The following is a 19,601-nucleotide window of genomic DNA, read 5'->3' on the forward strand; positions in this document are numbered from 1 at the left end:
GTTCGGCCGTGGGCGGACCTCTGCCTTCCGGCGTCCAGCCAGTCCAGCCAGTCCAGCCGCGGACGGGCCTCTCCGTTCCGAAGTTCAGCCGTGGGCGTGCTTCTCCATGCCGGAGTTCAGCTGGTGCAGCAGCCGGGCGAGTTCGGCGACCTCGTCCTGGTCCCAGTGGGCGAGCTGGCGGACGTAGCGGGCACGGCGGGCCTCACGGACGCTGGTCACCCGGCCGCGGCCCTCGTCGGTGAGGTGGACGAGCCAGGCGCGGCCGTCGGCCGGGTCGGGTTCGCGGGCGACGAGGCCCAACTCCTCCAGGGCGCGCAGCTGCCGGGACATGGTGGCCTTGCCGACGCCGATGTAGGCGGCGAGTTCGGTGGCGCGCTGGCGGCCGCACTCGTCGAGCCGGACGAGCAGCCCGTACGCGGCGGACTCCAGATCGGGGTGGACCTCGCGGGCCATCTCGCCCTGGCTGGCGCGGGCCCGGCGCAGGAACAGGGTCAACTCGCGTTCCAGGGACAGGAACTCGTGCACCCCGTCGCCGTGGTCCACGGGCCGGTCCGCCGCGTGGCCCGCTGCGTCGGACGCGTCGGACGCGACCGGACGCCCGTCGCCGTTGCCGTGATCGTGCACGTCAGCACCCCTGACTCGGTTTCCCGATCCTGAAAGTTTCCGCCGGAACTCGCCCGTTACCGCAGCTCCGCCAGTATTTCGCAGGCGTAGACCAACGGCAGCGCCCGGCCCCTCTTCCCACGCCGTGGTCTACGTGCGTAGCTTCTTTATCAGGCACTTATATCGCTGGCATGCGCACGCCATTCTGGGTCAACGACGACCTGTTCCCCAAGGCCCGCGTGCCCGCGCTCTCCCCCCACCGAGCTCCAGTGGAGCTCCATCGCCCTTCGGAGGCACGCACATGCCCGTGCACAGATCCGGAACGGCCCGCCGCCTGCGCCTGCTCGCGGCCGGAACCCTGCTCGCCGCGTTCTCCCTCCTGTCCACGCTCCCCTCGTCCGCCGCGGACGTCCCCGCCCGGGGTTCCGCGCGGATGGGCATGGGAGTCGTCGCCCACGACGGCCAGGGCGGCCTGCCCACCGGCACCCGGGCCGCCCAGACCGAGGGGGTGGACGTCTCCGGCTACCAGGGCAGCGTGGCCTGGGCCACGCTGTGGAACAGCGGGGTCCGCTGGGCCTACACGAAGGCGAGCGAGGGCACGTACTACACGAATCCCTCCTTCACCCAGCAGTACAACGGCTCCTACGGCGTCGGCATGATCCGCGGCGCGTACCACTTCGCCACCCCCGACACCACGACCGGCGCCGTCCAGGCCAACTACTTCGTCGATCACGGAGGCGGCTGGTCCAAGGACGGGAAGACGCTGCCGGGGACGCTCGACATCGAGTGGAACCCGTACGGTGCCGCCTGTTACGGCAAGACCCTGAGCGCGATGGTCAGCTGGATCAGCAGCTTCCTCACCCAGTACAAGGCCCGCACCGGGCGCGACGCGGTGATCTACACGGCCACCAGCTGGTGGAGCCAGTGCACCGGCAACTACGCCGGTTTCGCCGCCGCCAACCCGCTGTGGATCGCCCGGTACGACACCGGGCCGGGGACGCTGCCGGCCGGCTGGGGCTACTACACGATGTGGCAGTACACGTCGTCCGGCCCGACGGTCGGTGACCACGACAAGTTCAACGGAGCCCTGGACCGCGTGGTGGCCCTCGCCAACGGCTGACCGCCGGCGGACTGCGTACGGGGGCGGTCACCCGGACGACCACCCCGTACGCACCGGGCCCACCGGGCGCACCGGGCGCACCGCCGAGGCCCGCACCCGGCGCACGGGAAAGGCCCGGGCCTCCCTCACGGGACCCGGGCCTTCCCCTCCGATGGGCGTCCGTCACGCCGCCACCGGAACCTCCGGCACCGCGCCGTTCGTCGCCGGCGCCAGTGCCAGCTCCAGGACCTGACGGACGTCCGTGACGGCGTGGACGTCCAGCTTCTCCAGGACCTCCGCCGGGACGTCGTCCAGGTCGGCCTCGTTGCGCTTCGGGATGATCACCGTCGTGACACCCGCCCGGTGCGCGGCGAGCAGCTTCTGCTTCACCCCGCCGATGGGCAGCACCCGGCCGGTCAGCGAGACCTCACCGGTCATGGCCACATCGGTGCGCACCAGCCGGCCCGAGAGCAGCGACGCGAGGGCGGTCGTCATCGTGACACCCGCGCTCGGTCCGTCCTTGGGGACCGCGCCCGCCGGGAAGTGGATGTGCGCGCCCCGGTCCTTCAGGTCGCCGACGGGGAGTTCGAGCTCCGCGCCGTGCGAGCGCAGGAAGGAGAGCGCGATCTGCGCGGACTCCTTCATCACGTCGCCGAGCTGACCGGTCAGGGTCAGACCGGCGGCGCCGGTCTCCGGGTCGGCCAGCGACGCCTCGACGAAGAGGACGTCACCGCCCGCTCCGGTCACGGCGAGACCGGTGGCGACACCGGGCACCGCGGTGCGGCGCTCGGCCGGGTCCTGGGCGGACTCGGGCACGTGGTGCGGGCGCCCGACGAGTCCGCGCAGGTCGGCGTCGGTCACCGTGAACGGCAGCTCCCGCTCGCCCAGCTCGTGCTGGGCCGCGACCTTGCGCAGCAGCCGGGCGATGCCCCGCTCCAGGTTCCGCACGCCGGCTTCCCGGGTGTACTCCCCGGCGAGCTTGCGCAGCGCGCTCTCGTCGAGGACGACCTCGTCCTTCTCCAGACCGGCCCGCTCCAGCTGGCGCGGCAGCAGGTGGTCCCGGGCGATGACGACCTTCTCGTCCTCGGTGTAGCCGTCGAGGCGGACCAGCTCCATACGGTCGAGCAGGGCCTCCGGGATGGCTTCGAGCACGTTGGCCGTCGCGAGGAACACCACGTCCGAGAGGTCGAGTTCGACCTCCAGGTAGTGGTCGCGGAAGGTGTGGTTCTGCGCGGGGTCGAGGACTTCGAGCAGCGCCGCCGCCGGGTCGCCCCGGAAGTCGGAGCCGACCTTGTCGATCTCGTCGAGCAGGACCACCGGGTTCATCGACCCGGCCTCCTTGATGGCGCGGACGATCCGGCCGGGCAGCGCGCCGACGTACGTACGGCGGTGGCCGCGGATCTCGGCCTCGTCCCGGACGCCGCCGAGGGCGACGCGGACGAACTTGCGGCCCATGGCGTGCGCGACGGACTCACCGAGCGAGGTCTTGCCGACGCCGGGCGGGCCGACGAGCGCGAGCACGGCACCGCCGCGCCGGCCGCCGACGACCCCGAGACCGCGGTCCGAGCGGCGCTTGCGCACGGCGAGGTACTCGGTGATGCGCTCCTTCACGTCGGCCAGGCCGGCGTGTTCGGCGTCGAGCAGGGCCTGAGCGCCCTGGATGTCGTACTGGTCCTCGGTCCGTTCGTTCCACGGCAGTTCGAGGACGGTGTCGAGCCAGGTCCTGATCCAGCTGCCCTCGGGCGACTGGTCACTGGACCGCTCCAGCTTCTCGACCTCCTTGAGGGCGGCCTCCCGCACGTTCTCCGGCAGGTCGGCGGCCTCGACACGGGCGCGGTAGTCGTCGGACTCCTCCTCGCCCTCCTCGCCCTTGAGGTCGCGCAGCTCCTTGCGTACGGCTTCGAGCTGGCGGCGCAGCAGGAACTCGCGCTGCTGCTTGTCGACGCCCTCCTGGACGTCCTTGGCGATGGACTCGGCGACGTCCTGCTCGGCGAGGTGCTCGCGGAGCTGCTCGGTGGCGAGCTTCAGACGGGCGACCGGGTCGGCGGTCTCCAGCAGCTCGACCTTCTGCTCGACGGAGAGGAAGGGGGAGTAACCGGAGTTGTCGGCGAGCGCGGACACGTCGTCGATCTGCTGGACGCGGTCCACGACCTGCCAGGCGGCGCGCTTGCGCAGCCAGCTGGTGGCCAGGGCCTTGTATTCCTTGACCAGGTCGGTGACGCGGCCGGGCAGCGGGTCGGGCACGGTCTCGTCGACCCGGGTGCCCTCGACCCAGAGCGCGGCTCCGGGACCGGTGGTGCCCGCACCGACCTTCACGCGCCCGCGGCCGCGGATCAGCGCGCCGGGGTCGCCGTCGGCCAGTCGGCCGACCTGCTCGACGGTGCCGAGCACACCGGTGCTCGCGTACGTGCCGTCGATACGCGGGACCAGGAGTACCTGGGGCTTGCCGGGCGTTGAACGAGCGGCGGCCTGGGCTGCCTCCACGGCGGCCCGCACGTCGGCGTCGTTCAGATCGAGCGGAACCACCATTCCGGGCAGCACGACCTCGTCGTCGAGCGGCAGCACGGGCAGGGTGAGTGATGCGGACGTCGAAGCCATGATCTTCCCTTCGGCACACAAGTTGAGCTATGTGGACTCAATGCATCGGAGTCCCCCAATGTTCCCCGGGGACTGTTCGCTGTGAGCGATCACGCGGGAGCCGCTGGAATCAGGTCCGCCGCGCGGCAGGTGTGGCGCGGGGGCGGCCGGCCTGACATCATCCCCTCCGTAAGGGTCATTAGCTACATAGAGCCGTTACATGCTCGGTGCGGCGGGCCGCCCGGGGGACGGCTCGGGAACAGGGGGCAGGGGTGGACAGGATCGTGCGGGCCTGGGTGGACGGATGGGTCGTCTCCCGCGGGGCGGCGCCGCCGGTGGTCCGGGCGTGGGGCTACACGATCGACGTCGGGCAGGAGGGGCACGTCACGCGGCACGTGATCGGGGAGACGAACGACCGGGTCGAGGCGGCGGCGGTGCGCAAGGTCGCGGACGCGGTGACCGCGCCCGGCGTCTGGCTCAAGGTCTTCGCCGAACCGTCGGCCGTCCGCCCCCTGCTCGGCGAGGGCTGGTGGACCGACCCCGAGCCCGGATACCTGATGTCCGCTCCCCTGGCCGCCGCCGAGGACACCGGTCCGGACGGACCCCTCCCCCCTGACTACCGGCTGCGCGCCTGGTCCCGCGCCGGCGTCACCCGCGTCCTGGTCACGGCGTCGGACGGCTCCTGGGCCGCCCGGGGCCAGATCGCCACGACGGGAGCGACGGCCGTCGTGGACCAGGTCGAGACGTCGCCCGGGCACCGGCGCCGGGGGCTCGGCCGCACGGTCATGCGCACGCTCGCCCGGGCGGCGGCGGAGCAGGGCGCGGAGACCGCCGTCCTCGCGGGAACACCGGAGGGACGGGCGCTCTACGCGTCACTGGGCTGGCGCGTGGAGGCACCGCTGCTGAGCGCGCGGTACACCGGGGCGGACCATCCCCAGGGGCCGGGAAACGGCGGCGCCGGGAGCGGTTCCGGGGGGCCGAGACACCCGGCGGGTGAAGGGCTCGGCAGGTGAGGGGAGCCGGCGTCGAGGGGTCCCGGCGGCCGGCGGGTCAGGTCCGGACCGGCGCGGAAGCGACCGCGCGGGCCCGCGCCGCGCGCCGCACCAGGGGCCAGGTCGCGACACCGAGGGCCAGTGCCAGGAGGTGGCCCCAGTTCGTCATCGGGTCGTCGAGCAGGATCAGGTCCTCCGCGAGGACCGAGCCGACGAGGGTCAGCAGCGGCCACCGCAGCCACGGCGAGAGGAGCCCCGCGAGGGAACCGACGCTCGCGGCGACACCGAAGCTGATGCCGTAGTCGAACCGGTGCAGCGAACTGCCGGGCAGGTGCCCCGCCCACACCGCCAGCCCGACCGGCACCTCGGTGGCCAGCGTGGCGACCACGTGCCCGAGCAGGAAGACACCGGCGGCCCGCGCTCCCCCGATCCGCCGCTCCAGCGCGGTCAGCACGAGCAGGAACCCGGCCGCGTACGGCGAGAGGAACCCGCCGACGATCCACAGCGCGCTCGCGAACAGCACCGCCACGGGATACCGCACGAGGTGCGCGACGTCCGTGCTGGACGCCTGGTGCAGGGAGCGGACGATCGCGGGGTCCGCGTGGCTCGCGACGTACGAGGTGACCGCGAGGACAAGGGCGTACCCGAACGTGAAGGGTGTGCCGAGCGGGGTGGGCAGGAGCCGGAGGGCGGATCGGATCGCCACCGGCAGGCGCGCCGCCTCGACCGTGGGTCCGGAGGCGGCGGGCGACGGCGCCGGGCCGGCGGACTGCCCCGTCGTCGTCGGCGCGCTCCGCTGCCGGGGCAGTCCGCCGAGAAGCCCCGGCCCGGTACCGCTCGGCCCCGAGGGGGCACCGGTAAGGGATCGCTCTACGCGAGCCGCGCCACGCTCGGCGGACGTCCCGTCGGCCGGGTGTCGCCCGTCGCTGTTCCGGTTCACCGTGCAGGACCCCTTCCCTCGCGTCCCAGGCTCCGTTCCCCGTCAGCCGCCGTCCATGACCGGCACCGCGCGTGCGGGGGCGATTCTCAGCAACTCCTCAGGACACCTCCGGGATTCCTCGCGATGCGGACACGTAAAGAAAAGAAGGGGAGAGACGGGGAGAGGCAGAGAGAGGGGCGGGGAGAGTCGGAGCGAGGGAGACCGCGACACCCACGGAGGCGGCCCCTGGACCTCGGACCGGTGCACGACCCGGATATTCCACCCCTCCGTGCCCGACCGGTGCCAGGATGGCGGCCATGACTGCCACGTACGACACCCCTGTGGTCATCGACCGGCGCCAGGGCCCGTACGGCGAGGTGGTGCTGCGGCGTCACGGGGCGCTGCTCCAGATCATCGCCAACGGGTGCTTCCTGATGGACACCTCCGACGGGCGTTCCGAGCGCCTGCTGGTGGACGCCGCCCGTGACGCCCTGGACGCACGACCGGAGCCGAGCGTGCTGATCGGCGGGCTCGGCGTCGGGTTCTCCCTCGCGCACGCCGCCGCGGACGCGCGCTGGGGGCGGATCACGGTGGTCGAGCGGGAGCCGGCCATCGTCGACTGGCACCGCGAGGGTCCCCTCGCCGAGCTGTCGGCGACGGCCCTGGCCGACCCGCGCACCGAGATCGTCGAGGACGATCTCCTCGACTACGTCAATGAGATCTCCGACACGTTCGACGCCCTGTGTCTCGACATCGACAACGGACCCGGCTGGACGGTCACGGAGGGCAACGCGGGCCTGTACGGGGAGGCCGGACTCGCAAGCTGCGCAAGGGCGTTGAAGCCGGGCGGCGTACTGGCCGTGTGGTCGGCCCAGCCCTCTCCGGAATTTGAAGGAACCTTGCGGAATGCCGGATTCCAACGGGTCCGTACCGAAGAGATCCCCGTTGCCCGGGGCGTTCCCGACGTGGTGCATCTCGCGGTAAGGCCTGGATAGCCGAGGCCCCTTGCCTGCCCGTACTCTGCTTTCCTGACGCGGATCATTCAAGCGTCAAGCGCAGTCATGGGATCACCCCACGGATTCCGGAAAGCACACTCAGGGGCGGGCGATGGAGCAGACACACACCTCCCAGAACGGCACGGCGGCGACACAGGGCGCTCAGCGCCGGGTGCTGGTGGTCGAGGACGACCCGACGATCGTCGAGGCCATCGCGGCCCGCCTGCGCGCCGAGGGATTCCTCGTGCAAACCGCGGGCGACGGTCCCGCCGCGGTGGACACGGCCGAGGCCTGGCAGCCCGATCTGCTGATCCTCGACATCATGCTGCCCGGCTTCGACGGCCTGGAGGTCTGCCGTCGCGTGCAGGCCGCCCGCCCGGTGCCGGTGCTGATGCTCACCGCGCGTGACGACGAGACCGACATGCTGGTCGGACTCGGCGTCGGCGCCGACGACTACATGACGAAGCCGTTCTCGATGCGTGAGCTGGCCGCTCGCGTGCACGTCCTGCTCCGCAGGGTCGAGCGCGCCGTGGTCGCCGCCTCCACGCCCCGCAGCGGCATCCTGCGCCTCGGCGAGCTGGAGATCGACCACGCACAGCGCCGGGTGCGGGTGCGCAGCGAGGACGTGCACCTCACGCCCACCGAGTTCGACCTGCTGGTCTGCCTCGCGAACACCCCGCGTGCCGTACTCTCGCGCGAGCAGCTGCTCGCCGAGGTGTGGGACTGGGCCGACGCGTCCGGCACCCGGACCGTGGACAGTCACATCAAGGCGCTGCGCCGCAAGATCGGTGCCGAGCGGATCCGTACGGTGCACGGCGTGGGTTACGCGCTGGAGACCCCGACTCCCTGAGCGGGGCCGCCGTCGGAACGTCGGGACCTTCATGGCCGGGACCTTCGTGAGGGGCTGATGGGATGAGCGTGCTCGGCGAGCGGGGGCGCGGGCTCGGTGCGCGCTCCTCCGGGGAGCGCAGGGGCACGGGCCCCTGGGGCGGTCTCCGGCCCTTCTCGATCAAGACCAAGCTGGGCACCCTGGTCGTCATCTCGGTGCTCATCACCACCGGTCTGTCCATGATCGCGGTGCACACCAAGACGGAGCTCCGCTTCATCACGGTGTTCTCGATGATCGCCACTCTGCTGATCACGCAGTTCGTGGCGCACTCGCTCACCGCGCCGCTGGACGAGATGAACGCGGTGGCCCGGTCCATCTCGCACGGCGACTACACGCGCCGGGTGCGGGACGACCGGCGGGACGAGCTGGGCGACCTCGCCCAGACCATCAACCTCATGGCGGACGAGCTGGAGGCCCAGGACCGCCAGCGCAAGGAACTCGTGGCGAACGTCTCGCACGAGCTGCGCACCCCCATCGCGGGGCTGCGGGCCGTGCTGGAGAACGTCGTGGACGGGGTGTCCGCCGCCGACCCCGAGACGATGCGCACGGCGCTGAAGCAGACGGAGCGGCTCGGACGTCTCGTGGAGACGCTGCTCGACCTGTCCCGCCTGGACAACGGCGTGGTCCCGCTGCGCCGCCGGCGCTTCGAGGTGTGGCCGTATCTGTCGGGCGTGCTGAAGGAGGCCAACATGGTCGCCTCGGCGCGCGCTGACATCGCGTCCGGCTCCGGCAGCCACACCCGCACCGACGTCCATCTACACCTCGACGTGTCCCCTCCGGAGCTGACCGCGCACGCGGACCCGGAGCGGATCCACCAGGTCGTGGCGAATCTCATCGACAACGCGGTCAAGCACAGTCCGGCGCACGGCCGGGTGACGGTCAGGGCGCGACGGGGCGATCACCCGGAGTCGCTGTCGCTGGAGGTCCTGGACGAGGGACCCGGCATCCCGAAGTCGGAGTGGCACCGCGTCTTCGAGCGGTTCAACCGCGGCGGGGTACCCGCACCGCACGGCCCGGGCAGCGACGGCGGCACGGGCCTCGGCCTGGCCATCGCCCGCTGGGCGGTCGATCTGCACGGCGGCCGGATCGGTGTGGCCGAATCCGAGCGGGGTTGCCGGATCCAGGTCATCCTTCCGGGACTTCCTTCTCTGCCAAGTTGACGTAAAGTTCGAAGCGGAGCCGCAAGATCCATCACGGTCGCCGCACACGTACACGTGTGATCAGGCACACGACCGCGCGAGTCGTGCCGCAGCCCGCGTCCGGGCGTACCCTTCCAGAAGCGGAACCCCGCTTGTTTCCCGCCATTTCCCTGCGCGAAACACGGATTCCGATGTGACTTGCACGACGTTGGACGGGCCCGGCCTGACCTACCCGGCCGGGGAGGCGTAGCCTTTATTCCCGCTGTCCATCACCTTGTGAAGCGGAAGAGGGCGGTTGCCGCCGTGTCGCCACAGTCCCCCAGTAACTCGAGCACTTCGACCGAGGACCAAGCCGGGAAGAACCCCGCTGCGGCCTTCGGACCCAACGAGTGGCTCGTCGACGAGATCTATCAGCAGTACCTCCAGGATCCGAACTCCGTAGACCGAGCCTGGTGGGACTTCTTCGCCGATTACAAGCCCGGGGCGCCCGCCGCCTCGGCTCCGGCGGGTACTGCGGCCGCGGGGGCCGCAGGGACCACCACACCCGCGCCGGCCGCTCCGGCCGCGCCCGCGCCGCCAGCGGCGCGCCAGGCTCCCCCTCAGGCGGCTCCCGCCGCTCCGGCGCCCGCGCCCGCTCCGGCGGCCGCTCCCGCGGCTCCGAAGCCCGCTGCCGCCGCCCCGGCTCCCGCGAAGGCCGCTCCGGCCGCCGCGCAGCCGAAGGCCGAGCCGGCCAAGGAGGCGCCCGAGGGCCCGGAGTACGTGACCCTGCGCGGTCCCGCCGGTGCCGTCGCGAAGAACATGAACGCCTCGCTGGAGGTGCCCACGGCCACGTCCGTGCGCGCGGTCCCGGTGAAGCTGCTCTTCGACAACCGCATCGTGATCAACAACCACCTGAAGCGGGCCCGGGGCGGGAAGATCTCCTTCACCCACCTCATCGGGTACGCGATGGTGCAGGCCATCAAGGCCATGCCGTCGATGAACTGGCACTTCGCGGAGAAGGACGGGAAGCCCACCCTCGTCAAGCCCGCGCACGTCACCTTCGGGCTCGCCATCGACCTGGTGAAGCCGAACGGCGACCGCCAGCTCGTCGTCGCCGGCATCAAGAAGGCCGAGACGCTGAACTTCTTCGAGTTCTGGCAGGCCTACGAGGACATCGTCCGCCGGGCCCGTGACGGCAAGCTGACGATGGACGACTTCTCCGGTGTCACGGTCTCGCTGACCAACCCCGGCGGCCTCGGCACCGTCCACTCGGTGCCGCGCCTGATGCCCGCGCAGTCGGTCATCATGGGCGTCGGCTCCATGGACTACCCCGCGGAGTTCCAGGGCACCTCCCAGGACACCCTGAACAAGCTCGGCATCTCGAAGGTCATGACGCTCACGTCGACCTACGACCACCGGGTCATCCAGGGCGCCGCCTCCGGCGAGTTCCTGCGGATCGTCGCGAACCTGCTCCTCGGCGAGCAGGGCTTCTACGACGACATCTTCGAGGCGCTGCGCATCCCCTACGAGCCGGTCCGCTGGCTCAAGGACATCGACGCCAGCCACGACGACGACGTCACGAAGGCCGCCCGTGTCTTCGAGCTGATCCACTCCTACCGGGTCCGCGGCCACGTCATGGCCGACACCGACCCGCTGGAGTACCGCCAGCGCAAGCACCCCGACCTGGACATCACCGAGCACGGCCTCACCCTGTGGGACCTGGAGCGGGAATTCGCGGTCGGCGGCTTCGCCGGCAAGTCCCTGATGAAGCTGCGCGACATCCTCGGCGTGCTGCGCGACTCGTACTGCCGCACCACCGGTGTCGAGTTCATGCACATCCAGGACCCGAAGCAGCGCAAGTGGATCCAGGACCGCATCGAGCGCTCGCACTCCAAGCCGGAGCGCGAGGAGCAGCTGCGCATCCTGCGCCGGCTGAACGCCGCGGAGGCCTTCGAGACCTTCCTGCAGACGAAGTACGTCGGCCAGAAGCGCTTCTCCCTGGAGGGCGGCGAGTCCGTCATCCCGCTGCTCGACGCCGTCATCGACAGCGCCGCGGAGTCCCGCCTGGACGAGGTCGTCATCGGCATGGCCCACCGCGGCCGGCTGAACGTCCTCGCGAACATCGTCGGCAAGTCGTACGCGCAGATCTTCCGCGAGTTCGAGGGCAACCTCGACCCGAAGTCGATGCACGGCTCCGGCGACGTCAAGTACCACCTGGGCGCCCACGGCACCTTCACGGGCCTCGACGGCGAGCAGATCAAGGTCTCGCTGGCCGCGAACCCGTCCCACCTGGAGACGGTCGACCCGATCATCGAGGGCATCGTCCGCGCCCGCCAGGACATCATCAACAAGGGCGGCACGGACTTCACCGTCCTGCCGGTCGCCCTGCACGGTGACGCGGCCTTCGCCGGCCAGGGTGTGGTCGCCGAGACGCTCAACATGTCGCAGCTGCGCGGCTACCGCACGGGCGGCACGGTCCACATCGTCATCAACAACCAGGTCGGCTTCACCGCCGCCCCGGAGTCGTCGCGCTCCTCCATGTACGCCACCGACGTGGCCCGCATGATCGAGGCGCCGATCTTCCACGTGAACGGCGACGACCCCGAGGCCGTCGTCCGGGTCGCGCGGCTCGCGTTCGAGTTCCGTCAGGCGTTCAACAAGGACGTCGTGATCGACCTCATCTGCTACCGCCGCCGCGGTCACAACGAGTCCGACAACCCGGCGTTCACGCAGCCCCTGATGTACGACCTGATCGACAAGAAGCGCTCGGTGCGCAAGCTCTACACCGAGTCCCTCATCGGTCGCGGCGACATCACCCTCGAAGAGGCCGAGCAGGCGCTGCAGGACTTCCAGGGCCAGCTGGAGAAGGTCTTCACGGAGGTCCGGGAGGCCGTCGCCCAGGCGCCCGAGGCGCACACCCCGGACGTCCAGGCCGAGTTCCCGGTCGCCGTGCCCACCGCGGTCTCCCAGGAGGTCGTGAAGCGGATCGCCGAGTCCCAGGTCAACATCCCGGACAACGTCACCGTGCACCCGCGGCTGCTCCCGCAGCTCCAGCGCCGTGCGGCGATGATCGAGGACGGCACGATCGACTGGGGCATGGGCGAGACCCTCGCCATCGGTTCGCTGCTCCTGGAGGGCACGCCGGTCCGGCTGTCCGGCCAGGACTCGCGCCGCGGCACCTTCGGCCAGCGCCACGCGGTGCTGATCGACCGGGTCACCGGCGAGGACTACACCCCGCTCCAGTACCTCTCGGACGAGCAGGCCCGCTACAACGTCTACGACTCGCTGCTCTCCGAGTACGCGGTCATGGGCTTCGAGTACGGCTACTCGCTGGCCCGCCCGGACGCGCTGGTCATGTGGGAGGCGCAGTTCGGCGACTTCGTCAACGGCGCTCAGACGGTCGTCGACGAGTACATCTCGGCCGCCGAGCAGAAGTGGGGCCAGACGTCCGGCGTCACCCTGCTGCTCCCGCACGGCTACGAGGGCCAGGGCCCGGACCACTCCTCGGCCCGGATCGAGCGCTTCCTCCAGCTGTGCGCGCAGAACAACATGACGGTCGCGCAGCCGACCCTCCCGTCGAACTACTTCCACCTCCTGCGGTGGCAGGTGCACAACCCGCACCACAAGCCGCTGGTGGTCTTCACCCCGAAGTCGATGCTGCGTCTGAAGGCGGCGGCGTCGAAGGCGGAGGAGTTCACGACGGGCGAGTTCCGCCCGGTCATCGGCGACGACACGGTCGACGCGGCCGCCGTGCGCAAGGTCGTGTTCTGCGCCGGCAAGCTGTACTACGACCTGGAGGCCGAGCGGAAGAAGCGCGGCTCCACGGACACGGCGATCATCCGCATCGAGCGTCTGTACCCGCTGCCGGGTGCCGAGCTCCAGGCGGAGATCGCCAAGTACCCGAACGCCGAGAAGTACCTGTGGGCCCAGGAGGAGCCGGCGAACCAGGGTGCCTGGCCGTTCATCGCGCTCAACCTGATCGACCACCTCGACCTCGCGGTCGGAGCGGACGTCCCGCACGGCGAGCGCCTGCGCCGCATCTCGCGTCCGCACTCCTCGTCGCCCGCCGTCGGTTCCGCGAAGCGGCACCAGGCGGAGCAGGAGCAGCTGGTGCGTGAGGTGTTCGAGGCCTAGTCCTCGGCTCCCTCGTCACGGCCGTACGAACGAAGGGCCCGGCCCGAGTCCCTGTGGACTCGGGCCGGGCCCTTTCGTCGTTCGTCTCCCGGGGTCTCCCCGCGGGGGTGCGGGGTGCCGGGCTCAGGTGGACTGGGGCTCGAAGTCCCAGTGGGGCCGGTTGCGGGAGCGGGCGGAGATGGTGTGGACGTGCCGGGCGCCGAGGGTGGCGTCCAGGTCGGCCAGGGCCTCCTGTTCGACCTTCTCGGCCTCCTGGCGGTCCGCCATGCCACGCAGGTCCGCGGCGAGCGCGACGCGTGCGGAGAGGGTGAGCGGGTGGGTGCGGCCGAGGGTCTCGGTGGCTCGCGCGACCGTCTCCCGGCTCAGCTCCGTGGCCGGTTCGGGGCCGATGACGAGGTTGCGCAGGGCAGCGGCGTTCAGGGCGCAGCCGAGCGTCCAGGGGTGGTGCTCGCCCACGGCGGCCGTCATGTCGGCCAGCGCCTGCTCGACGACCTCGTGGGCCTGGTCCCACTCCCCCACGCCGCGCAGGATCAGGGCGTGGTTGGCGCGGGCGCCGACGATGAACGGGTGTCCCTCGGGGAGCATCACCTCGTACCGGGCGAGGACGGCCTCGCCGATCTCCCGGGCCTGGTCGATGTCGCCGTGCTCGCGGTAGAAGCAGCTCGTGCCGACGGCGAACCGCAGGGTCTGGGGGTCGGTCTCGCCGAGGACCCGCTCGCAGCGCTCCAGCACACTGGCGAACATGGGGCCCGCCGCGGTGCGGTCGCCGCTGCGGTACTGGCACAGGGCGAGGTTGTGCTCGGCGTCCAGGGTCTGCGGGTTGTCGCGGCCCATGACGTTGCGGTGCTCGCGGACGCTGGTGCGCTGGGCGGACTCGGCCTCCGCGTAGCGGCCGAGGAGACGCAGGTCCGTCGCGTAGGAGATCTCCGAGTACAGCGTCCAGGGGTGCCGTCCGCGCAGCAGGAGGCGCCGGGACTCCAGGGTGCGCAGGTCGGCGTCGTGGGCCTCCTGGTAGCGGCCGAGGAGGCGGAAGGAGACGGCCAGGTTCTTCTGCGCGTTCAGGGTGCGGGAGTCCGCGTCGCCGAGGAGGTCGCGGTACAGCGCCAGCAGCCGTTCGGAGAGGCGCAGGGACTCGTCGTAGCGGCCGAGGCCCCGCAGGTCGGCGGCGAGTCCGCCGAGGGCCCGCAGATGGTCGAGGTCCTGCTCGCCGCGCTGCTCGTACAGGTGCTCGACGGTGGCGCGTTCCAGGACCTCGGTGGCCTGGTAGTCGCCGGCGGCGCGGAGCAGGTTGGCGTAGTGGTAGGTCAGTTCCCACACGCGCGGGTGGTTGTCGCCGAGGAGCGGTTTCCAGGCCGCCAGGGCGCGCTCGCCGAGCTTGGTGCCGGCCCGGTACTCGCCGGAGATGTACATGTAGCGAAGGCAGTTGAAGACCAGCGACTGCACCGCGGGGTCCTTGCTCTGCAGGACGTCGGCGAACTTCAGGTGCGGGACGATCTCGGCGTAGCCGGGCCACAGGCGGGTGTCGGTGGGCCGCCGGGGGTCGGCGGCGGCCAGGGCGCGCCGGACGACGTCGACGAACTCGCGGCGGTCCTCGTCGGGCATGTCCTTGTGGACGATCTGGTGGACCATGCGGTGCAGGTAGAGCGACTCGCCGGAGGAGGCGGTCTCGTCGCCGGCCGCCTCGTGGGACTCCAGGCGGACGACGGAGTACTGGCGGAGCTGGTTGATCGCCCGGTTCCACAGCAGCGGGTCGTTGAGCAGGCCCGCGATCTGCTCGGGTAGCTGGTCGTGGGGCATCTCCTTGAGGAGGCGTACGGGGATGAAGCCGGGCGCGAAGAAGGTGCACAGGCGGAGCAGGTCGACGGACTCCGGGACGGTGTCGCGGAGTTTGTTGAGCAGTATCGACCAGGCGGTCTGGAAGGCGACCGGGAAGTCGGCGGAGATCTTGACGACGTCCTGGTCGATGCCGCCGTCGAGGAGGGCGATGTACTCCTCGACGGACAGGTCCGAGTCGTTGAGCCAGCCGGCCGTCTGGTCCAGCAGGAGGGGCAGGTCCTCCAGTGCCTCGGCGAGCTGGTCGGCCTCGGGTTCGGTGAGGCGGGGCGCGCGGCGGCGGATGAAGGCGACGGACTCGTCGCGGTCGTAGACCGGCACCTCCAGGAGCTTGCTGTTGTGCTCGCTCCACTCGGGGTTGCGCGAGGTGATCAGGACGTGTCCGGGGCCGGTGGGCACGAGGTCGTAGATCTGGTCGGGCTCGTCCGCGCCGTCCAGGATCAGCAGCCAGCGTCCGAAGGGTTCGCCGCGGCGCAGCGCATCGCGTACGGCACGCAGCCGCTCGCCGTACTCGGCGCCGGTGCTCAGTCCCAACTGCGGTGCCAGTTCAGCCAGTCGGCGCCGGTAGGTGACCCGCTTCTCGGCGTTGACCCACCACACGACGTCGTACTCGGAGCCGAAGCGGTAGACGTACTCGGCGGCGAGCTGGGTCTTGCCGACGCCGGACATGCCGTGCAGGGTGACGACGCCGGCGCCGGGCTCGGCGCCCTGGAGCAGGTGGTAGGCGTCGTTCAGGAGCGGCTCGCGGCCGGTGAAGCGGGTGTTGCGGCGGGGGACGCCGCCCCAGACCTCGGGCATGGCGGCCGGATAGCGGGGGCCGCGGCGTGTGGTCTCGGTGGCTTCCGGCAGCGCGTCGGAGGGCAGGTCGAGGCGGTCGAGGACGCGGCGTTCGGCCTCGTCGGCGCCCATGTTGTTCAGGTCGACGGCGCCGAGCACGGCGGTGGCCGTCGGGACCGGGCTGGTGGTGACGGACACGGCGGCGAACCGGGACGGGTCGGGGGCGACGACCTCGCGCAGCGCGGTGTTCCACTCCTCCTGGGTGCGCGGGCCGAGCTGGAAGTACCACTCGCTGACCACGATCAGGATCCGGCCCTGGGCGAGGGTCAGGTCGCGCAGCAGGTCGACGAGCGGAACCTCGGCCGGGGAGTCCCAGCGCTGGTAGACCACGCGATGGCCGCGCCGCTCCAGGCGGTCACCGATCCAGGCGGCCCAGGCCCGGTTGAACCCGGCGAAGCTGATCGTGACGGCCTGCTTCACGGCCCCCCTCTCGGCTGGCCGGACCGGCGTACGAGCTCCAGACATGCAGCGGCCTCCCCGCGCGTGATTTTAGAACCGCCGCGAGGGCCTGCGATAGGGCGCCGACACGGCCTCCCGTCGCCTGCCCACGGTCCTGGGTCAAACGTGTTCAGCGACGATCTTGGCGCACGGAGGGTCCCGCGTCCGGGAAGCCGCGGCTTTCGGCGAGGATGGCTCGATCCGGCCGGTGGCGTGAAGGCGTTCACCGGCCCGGCGTGTGCCGCTGTGCCCACAGGGTGCGGGCGGCCCGCACGTAGGCGGTGGCCCGTGCGGTCTGGCCGCGTGGCGCGGGCTGCTCGGCGAGCCGTTCGTACACCTCGACCATGCGGTCGACGAACTGGCGTCCCCGCGGGGTGAGATCGCCGGATCCGACGAGTGCGGGCAGGACGGCGCCGACCTGTTCCTGGTAGCGGGCGTGCCGGGCCCAGGCGGTGTCCCGCCGCCCGGGGTTGGGGGTGGCGAGCGCCGTGCGCTGGAAGAAGTCGGCCAGCGCGAGGTGCGAGTAGGCGCCCTGCAACAGGCCGTCGTACGGGCGGGGGTCGGGCCGCCAGGGCGCGAAGTGCCGTGCCTCGGAGCTTGCCTGATGGAGCGTCACCATGGTGCTGAGCGCGGCGAGTTTGGTGTGCTGGATCTCGTGGACGAGGGTGGCGGCGAAGGCGGTGGCCGTCGCCGGGGTGCTGCTCAGGACGGCACCGAAGGCCTCGCGGCGGGTGCCGCTGCAGCTTCCGGCCGGCCGGCCCGGCACCGTACCGGGGGGTGCGGAGAGGGGGACGAGGCAGCGCAGCAGGGCCGCCGCTTCCGTCAGGCGCCGCTCGCCGCCGAGCCCGAGTGCCGCCGCCGTGCCGGACCAGGCGTGCAGCCAGTGCTTGCGGTCGGCGTCGTCGAGGGTGACGGGACCGCTAAGGGTGTGTGCCCGGGGGCCGTCGCGCGCCGTCCGGTAGGGGTCGAGGTCGTCGAGCGGTACGGGCGCGGAGCCCGGCAGCAGCCCGGGCAGCGCGTACGCGGGGGTCCAGGCCGCCGCCTCCGACCAGGCGCCGACGCCGCTCTGCACGTGGACGACCACGTCGCCCTCGCCGGGTTGCCGGAAGGTCAGCCGTCCCCGCCGGTGCACGAGGCCCACCTCGGTGTCCCCGGGACGGCCGGTGCGCAGTGCGCCGAGCGAGGGCAGGGTGAGGACGCCGTCGCGGGCACGCAGGCGCACGGCGCAGGACACCCCGGCGCGGACGGCGGCCACGGCGGCGAGCGCCCCGAAGTGGGCGAGGGCGCGGGCCGGTTCGCGGGGGTCGCGCTCGGCGCCCGGGCCCGTCACGGTGTCGAGTGCGCGCAGGGCGTCACGGGCCCAGGGCCCGGTGAAGGGGTGCAGGATCAGGGACCGGACGCCGCTCGGGGGTGGGCCGGGGGGAACGGGGGCGGGGGCGTCGTGGCCGGTCCGGTGCGGGGTGCGGGTCGGCGACGGCGCGCGGTGCCCCGGGGCCCGACCCCTCTCGCCGCCCAGGGGCCGTCCGGCCGGGGACGGGGGCCCGCAGGCGTCCGCGTCGCGGGCGGGCCGTCCGGCCGCGTCCTCGGGGACGACACCGCCCGCCGGGCCGAACACCCCGGTGAAGGCGCCCGGTTCCCTCGGACCGGCGCCGGGGACCGGACCTGCTTCGGGTCTCGCCCCGCCCGCCCGGCGCGTGCGGTAAGCGGCCCGTTCCAGGCGTTCCGCCTCCTCCAGCAGGGCCCAGTCCTCGTGCAGCCGGTCCAGTGCGGCGGCGGGCAGGACGCGCGGGCCGGCGGCCTCCGCGGCGTCGAGGACCGCGCGGAGCAGGAGCAGCCGGCGGGTGTGCTGGTCGCGTACGAGCAGCCCGAGGGTCTCGGGACCGCCTTCGGTGCGGCCCAGTTCGGTCAGGGCCCGGTCCGGGACCGGCGGCAGGATCACGGGACGCCTCCTTCGGAAGCCGCGGGGACGGCCCCGGCCAGTCTCCGCGCGACGTGCCGGATGAAGCGCTGGAGGTCGGCGCAGTAGACGGACGGGTTGGCGAAGCCCCGTCCGGCGCGGTAGCGGTGGGCGTAGTGGCCGCCGCCGCAGACCGTGAGCAGCGGGCAGGCCCGGCACTCCGCGGCGAGCGCGGCGGCGCCCGCCTGCCGGGCGGCGATCCCGGGGTGGCCGAGCGCCTCGTCGAAGCCGTGCCGGAAGACGTCGAGTCCGGTCTCCGCCGCCCCCGCGTAGCAGGACTTCAGGGAGTCGACCTGTTCGATGGAACCGTCGGTCTCCACGACGACGGCGTCGAACGGCGCGAGCCCGAGCGACTCGGTGGCGGCGGGCAGCCCGAGGAGCAGGGCGAGGCACTCCTCGAAGAGCCGGACGCGCGTCTCCCGCCGCCCGGCTCCCCACCAGCGGTCGAAGACCGTGCACAGCCAGTCCCCGTACGGCGTCGCCCCGGCGGTCCAACGCAGAGGCGGCGCCGACCAGTTGCCGTGCGGGAGCAGCAGGTCGAGAGCGGGCGGCCGCAGTTCGAGCAGCGACTCGTACAGCTCCACCGGGTCGGTCGCGGGGTCCACGACGGTGAGGATTCCGGCGTACGCCCCCGGGTGGTGTGTCGCGACGAGGCGGGCGCCGCGGGTCGCCGCGGGCCAGGAGGGGCGTCCGGCGCGGTCGGTGCGCAGCGTGTTGTGCTCGGGCAGTCCGCCGTCCAGGCTGATGCCGACGCGGATGCCGTGCCGGGCGAGGACGGCAAGACCGCGTTCGGTGAGCAGGGTGGCGTTGGTCTGGACGGTGGCGTGCACCGTGCAGTCGTCCGGGACCAGCCGGCGGACGCGGTCGGTGAACCGGGCGAGCGTGCCGGTGCCGGCGAGCAGCGGCTCGCCACCGTGCAGGACCAGGGACAGCGCCGTCGAACCGTGGGCGCGGGCGTGTTCGCCGATCCGTCGCGCGGTGCGTTCCAGAACGGCGGGCGGGGTGGCGGCGGGGCGGGCGCGCCAGCCGTGGTCCGGGCCCTCGTAGAGGTAGCAGTAGCGGCAGGCGAGGTTGCAGCGGCCGTGCATCTTGACGATGAACTGCCGGAAGGGAAAGGGCGGTTCACCGGTGCGGTCCGCCCGGTCCGGCGACGGGGCGGGGTCCGGTGGGCGGGAGGTCGCGGTGGCGCGCGGACCGGGATGTGGGGTGT

General features: G+C 72.2%; 12 protein-coding genes. 6 read left to right on the forward strand and 6 right to left on the reverse strand.

All coding sequences use genetic code 11. The annotated features are described in order from the left end of the window. Positions 1-84 precede the first annotated feature (84 nt). Positions 85-624 (reverse strand): MarR family winged helix-turn-helix transcriptional regulator, encoded by a 540-nt coding sequence (locus tag OG406_RS14280; RefSeq protein ID WP_385630811.1) that lies wholly within the window; start codon positions 622-624, stop codon positions 85-87. 280 nt (positions 625-904) lie between these two features. On the opposite strand from OG406_RS14280, the gene OG406_RS14285 reads away from it, so the two are divergent. Then, complete coding sequence (locus OG406_RS14285) at positions 905-1,723, forward strand: lysozyme (RefSeq protein WP_329186065.1); 819 nt, start codon at positions 905-907, stop codon at positions 1,721-1,723. Positions 1,724-1,885: 162 nt separating this feature from the next. Here OG406_RS14285 and lon read toward each other — a convergent pair whose 3' ends face one another. Then, the gene (lon, locus tag OG406_RS14290) at positions 1,886-4,300 is read right to left on the reverse strand and encodes an endopeptidase La (protein WP_081219392.1); all 2,415 of its coding nucleotides are present in this window, start codon (positions 4,298-4,300) and stop codon (positions 1,886-1,888) included. 251 nt (positions 4,301-4,551) lie between these two features. On the opposite strand from lon, the gene OG406_RS14295 reads away from it, so the two are divergent. Beyond that, positions 4,552-5,292: a GNAT family N-acetyltransferase gene (locus tag OG406_RS14295; protein WP_329186066.1), complete on the forward strand. Its 741-nt coding sequence runs from the start codon at positions 4,552-4,554 to the stop codon at positions 5,290-5,292. Between the two features lie 37 nt (positions 5,293-5,329). On the opposite strand, the gene OG406_RS14300 is transcribed toward OG406_RS14295, so the two are convergent. Further along, complete coding sequence (locus OG406_RS14300; protein WP_443067080.1) at positions 5,330-6,211, reverse strand: rhomboid-like protein; 882 nt, start codon at positions 6,209-6,211, stop codon at positions 5,330-5,332. A 296-nt stretch (positions 6,212-6,507) separates the two neighbouring features. On the opposite strand from OG406_RS14300, the gene OG406_RS14305 reads away from it, so the two are divergent. The 4 genes from OG406_RS14305 (at position 6,508) to OG406_RS14320 (ending at position 13,326) form a co-directional block, all read left to right on the forward strand. Next, positions 6,508-7,185 carry a spermidine synthase gene (locus OG406_RS14305; protein WP_266846902.1) on the forward strand — a complete coding sequence of 226 codons (678 nt, stop codon included), beginning with the start codon at positions 6,508-6,510 and terminating at the stop codon, positions 7,183-7,185. A gap of 112 nt (positions 7,186-7,297) precedes the next feature. Then, positions 7,298-8,035, forward strand: a complete 738-nt coding sequence (locus OG406_RS14310; protein WP_081219389.1) for a response regulator transcription factor — start codon at positions 7,298-7,300, stop codon at positions 8,033-8,035. A gap of 62 nt (positions 8,036-8,097) precedes the next feature. Continuing rightward, positions 8,098-9,234, forward strand: coding sequence for a HAMP domain-containing sensor histidine kinase (locus OG406_RS14315; RefSeq protein ID WP_164371849.1), 1,137 nt, complete (start codon positions 8,098-8,100; stop codon positions 9,232-9,234). A gap of 282 nt (positions 9,235-9,516) precedes the next feature. Then, complete coding sequence (locus OG406_RS14320; RefSeq protein ID WP_266616480.1) at positions 9,517-13,326, forward strand: multifunctional oxoglutarate decarboxylase/oxoglutarate dehydrogenase thiamine pyrophosphate-binding subunit/dihydrolipoyllysine-residue succinyltransferase subunit; 3,810 nt, start codon at positions 9,517-9,519, stop codon at positions 13,324-13,326. A gap of 123 nt (positions 13,327-13,449) precedes the next feature. On the opposite strand, the gene fxsT is transcribed toward OG406_RS14320, so the two are convergent. From fxsT to OG406_RS14335, 3 genes are all read right to left on the reverse strand, one after another. After that, complete coding sequence (gene fxsT / locus OG406_RS14325; protein ID WP_329186068.1) at positions 13,450-16,461, reverse strand: FxSxx-COOH system tetratricopeptide repeat protein; 3,012 nt, start codon at positions 16,459-16,461, stop codon at positions 13,450-13,452. 196 nt (positions 16,462-16,657) lie between these two features. Further along, complete coding sequence (locus OG406_RS14330) at positions 16,658-18,373, reverse strand: aKG-HExxH-type peptide beta-hydroxylase (RefSeq protein ID WP_443067081.1); 1,716 nt, start codon at positions 18,371-18,373, stop codon at positions 16,658-16,660. Next, on the reverse strand, positions 18,370-19,479 hold the full coding sequence (locus OG406_RS14335; protein WP_404126026.1) for an FxsB family cyclophane-forming radical SAM/SPASM peptide maturase: 1,110 nt from the start codon (positions 19,477-19,479) through the stop codon (positions 18,370-18,372). Before OG406_RS14335 ends, OG406_RS14330 begins: the two co-directional genes overlap by 4 nt. Positions 19,480-19,601: the final 122 nt, after the last annotated feature.

This window comes from Streptomyces sp. NBC_01428 (assembly GCF_036231965.1).
GTDB lineage: Bacteria > Actinomycetota > Actinomycetes > Streptomycetales > Streptomycetaceae > Streptomyces.

What these genes read in the sequence shown, in the direction of transcription:
- OG406_RS14285 (WP_329186065.1), top strand. Translation starts at nt 905, where the DNA reads ATGCCCGTGCACAGATCCGGAACGGCCCGCCGCCTGCGCCTGCTCGCG.
- lon (WP_081219392.1), bottom strand. Translation starts at nt 4,300, where the DNA reads ATGGCTTCGACGTCCGCATCACTCACCCTGCCCGTGCTGCCGCTCGAC.
- OG406_RS14305 (WP_266846902.1), top strand. Translation starts at nt 6,508, where the DNA reads ATGACTGCCACGTACGACACCCCTGTGGTCATCGACCGGCGCCAGGGC.
- OG406_RS14310 (WP_081219389.1), top strand. Translation starts at nt 7,298, where the DNA reads ATGGAGCAGACACACACCTCCCAGAACGGCACGGCGGCGACACAGGGC.
- OG406_RS14315 (WP_164371849.1), top strand. Translation starts at nt 8,098, where the DNA reads ATGAGCGTGCTCGGCGAGCGGGGGCGCGGGCTCGGTGCGCGCTCCTCC.
- fxsT (WP_329186068.1), bottom strand. Translation starts at nt 16,461, where the DNA reads ATGTCTGGAGCTCGTACGCCGGTCCGGCCAGCCGAGAGGGGGGCCGTG.
- OG406_RS14335 (WP_404126026.1), bottom strand. Translation starts at nt 19,479, where the DNA reads ATGCACGGCCGCTGCAACCTCGCCTGCCGCTACTGCTACCTCTACGAG.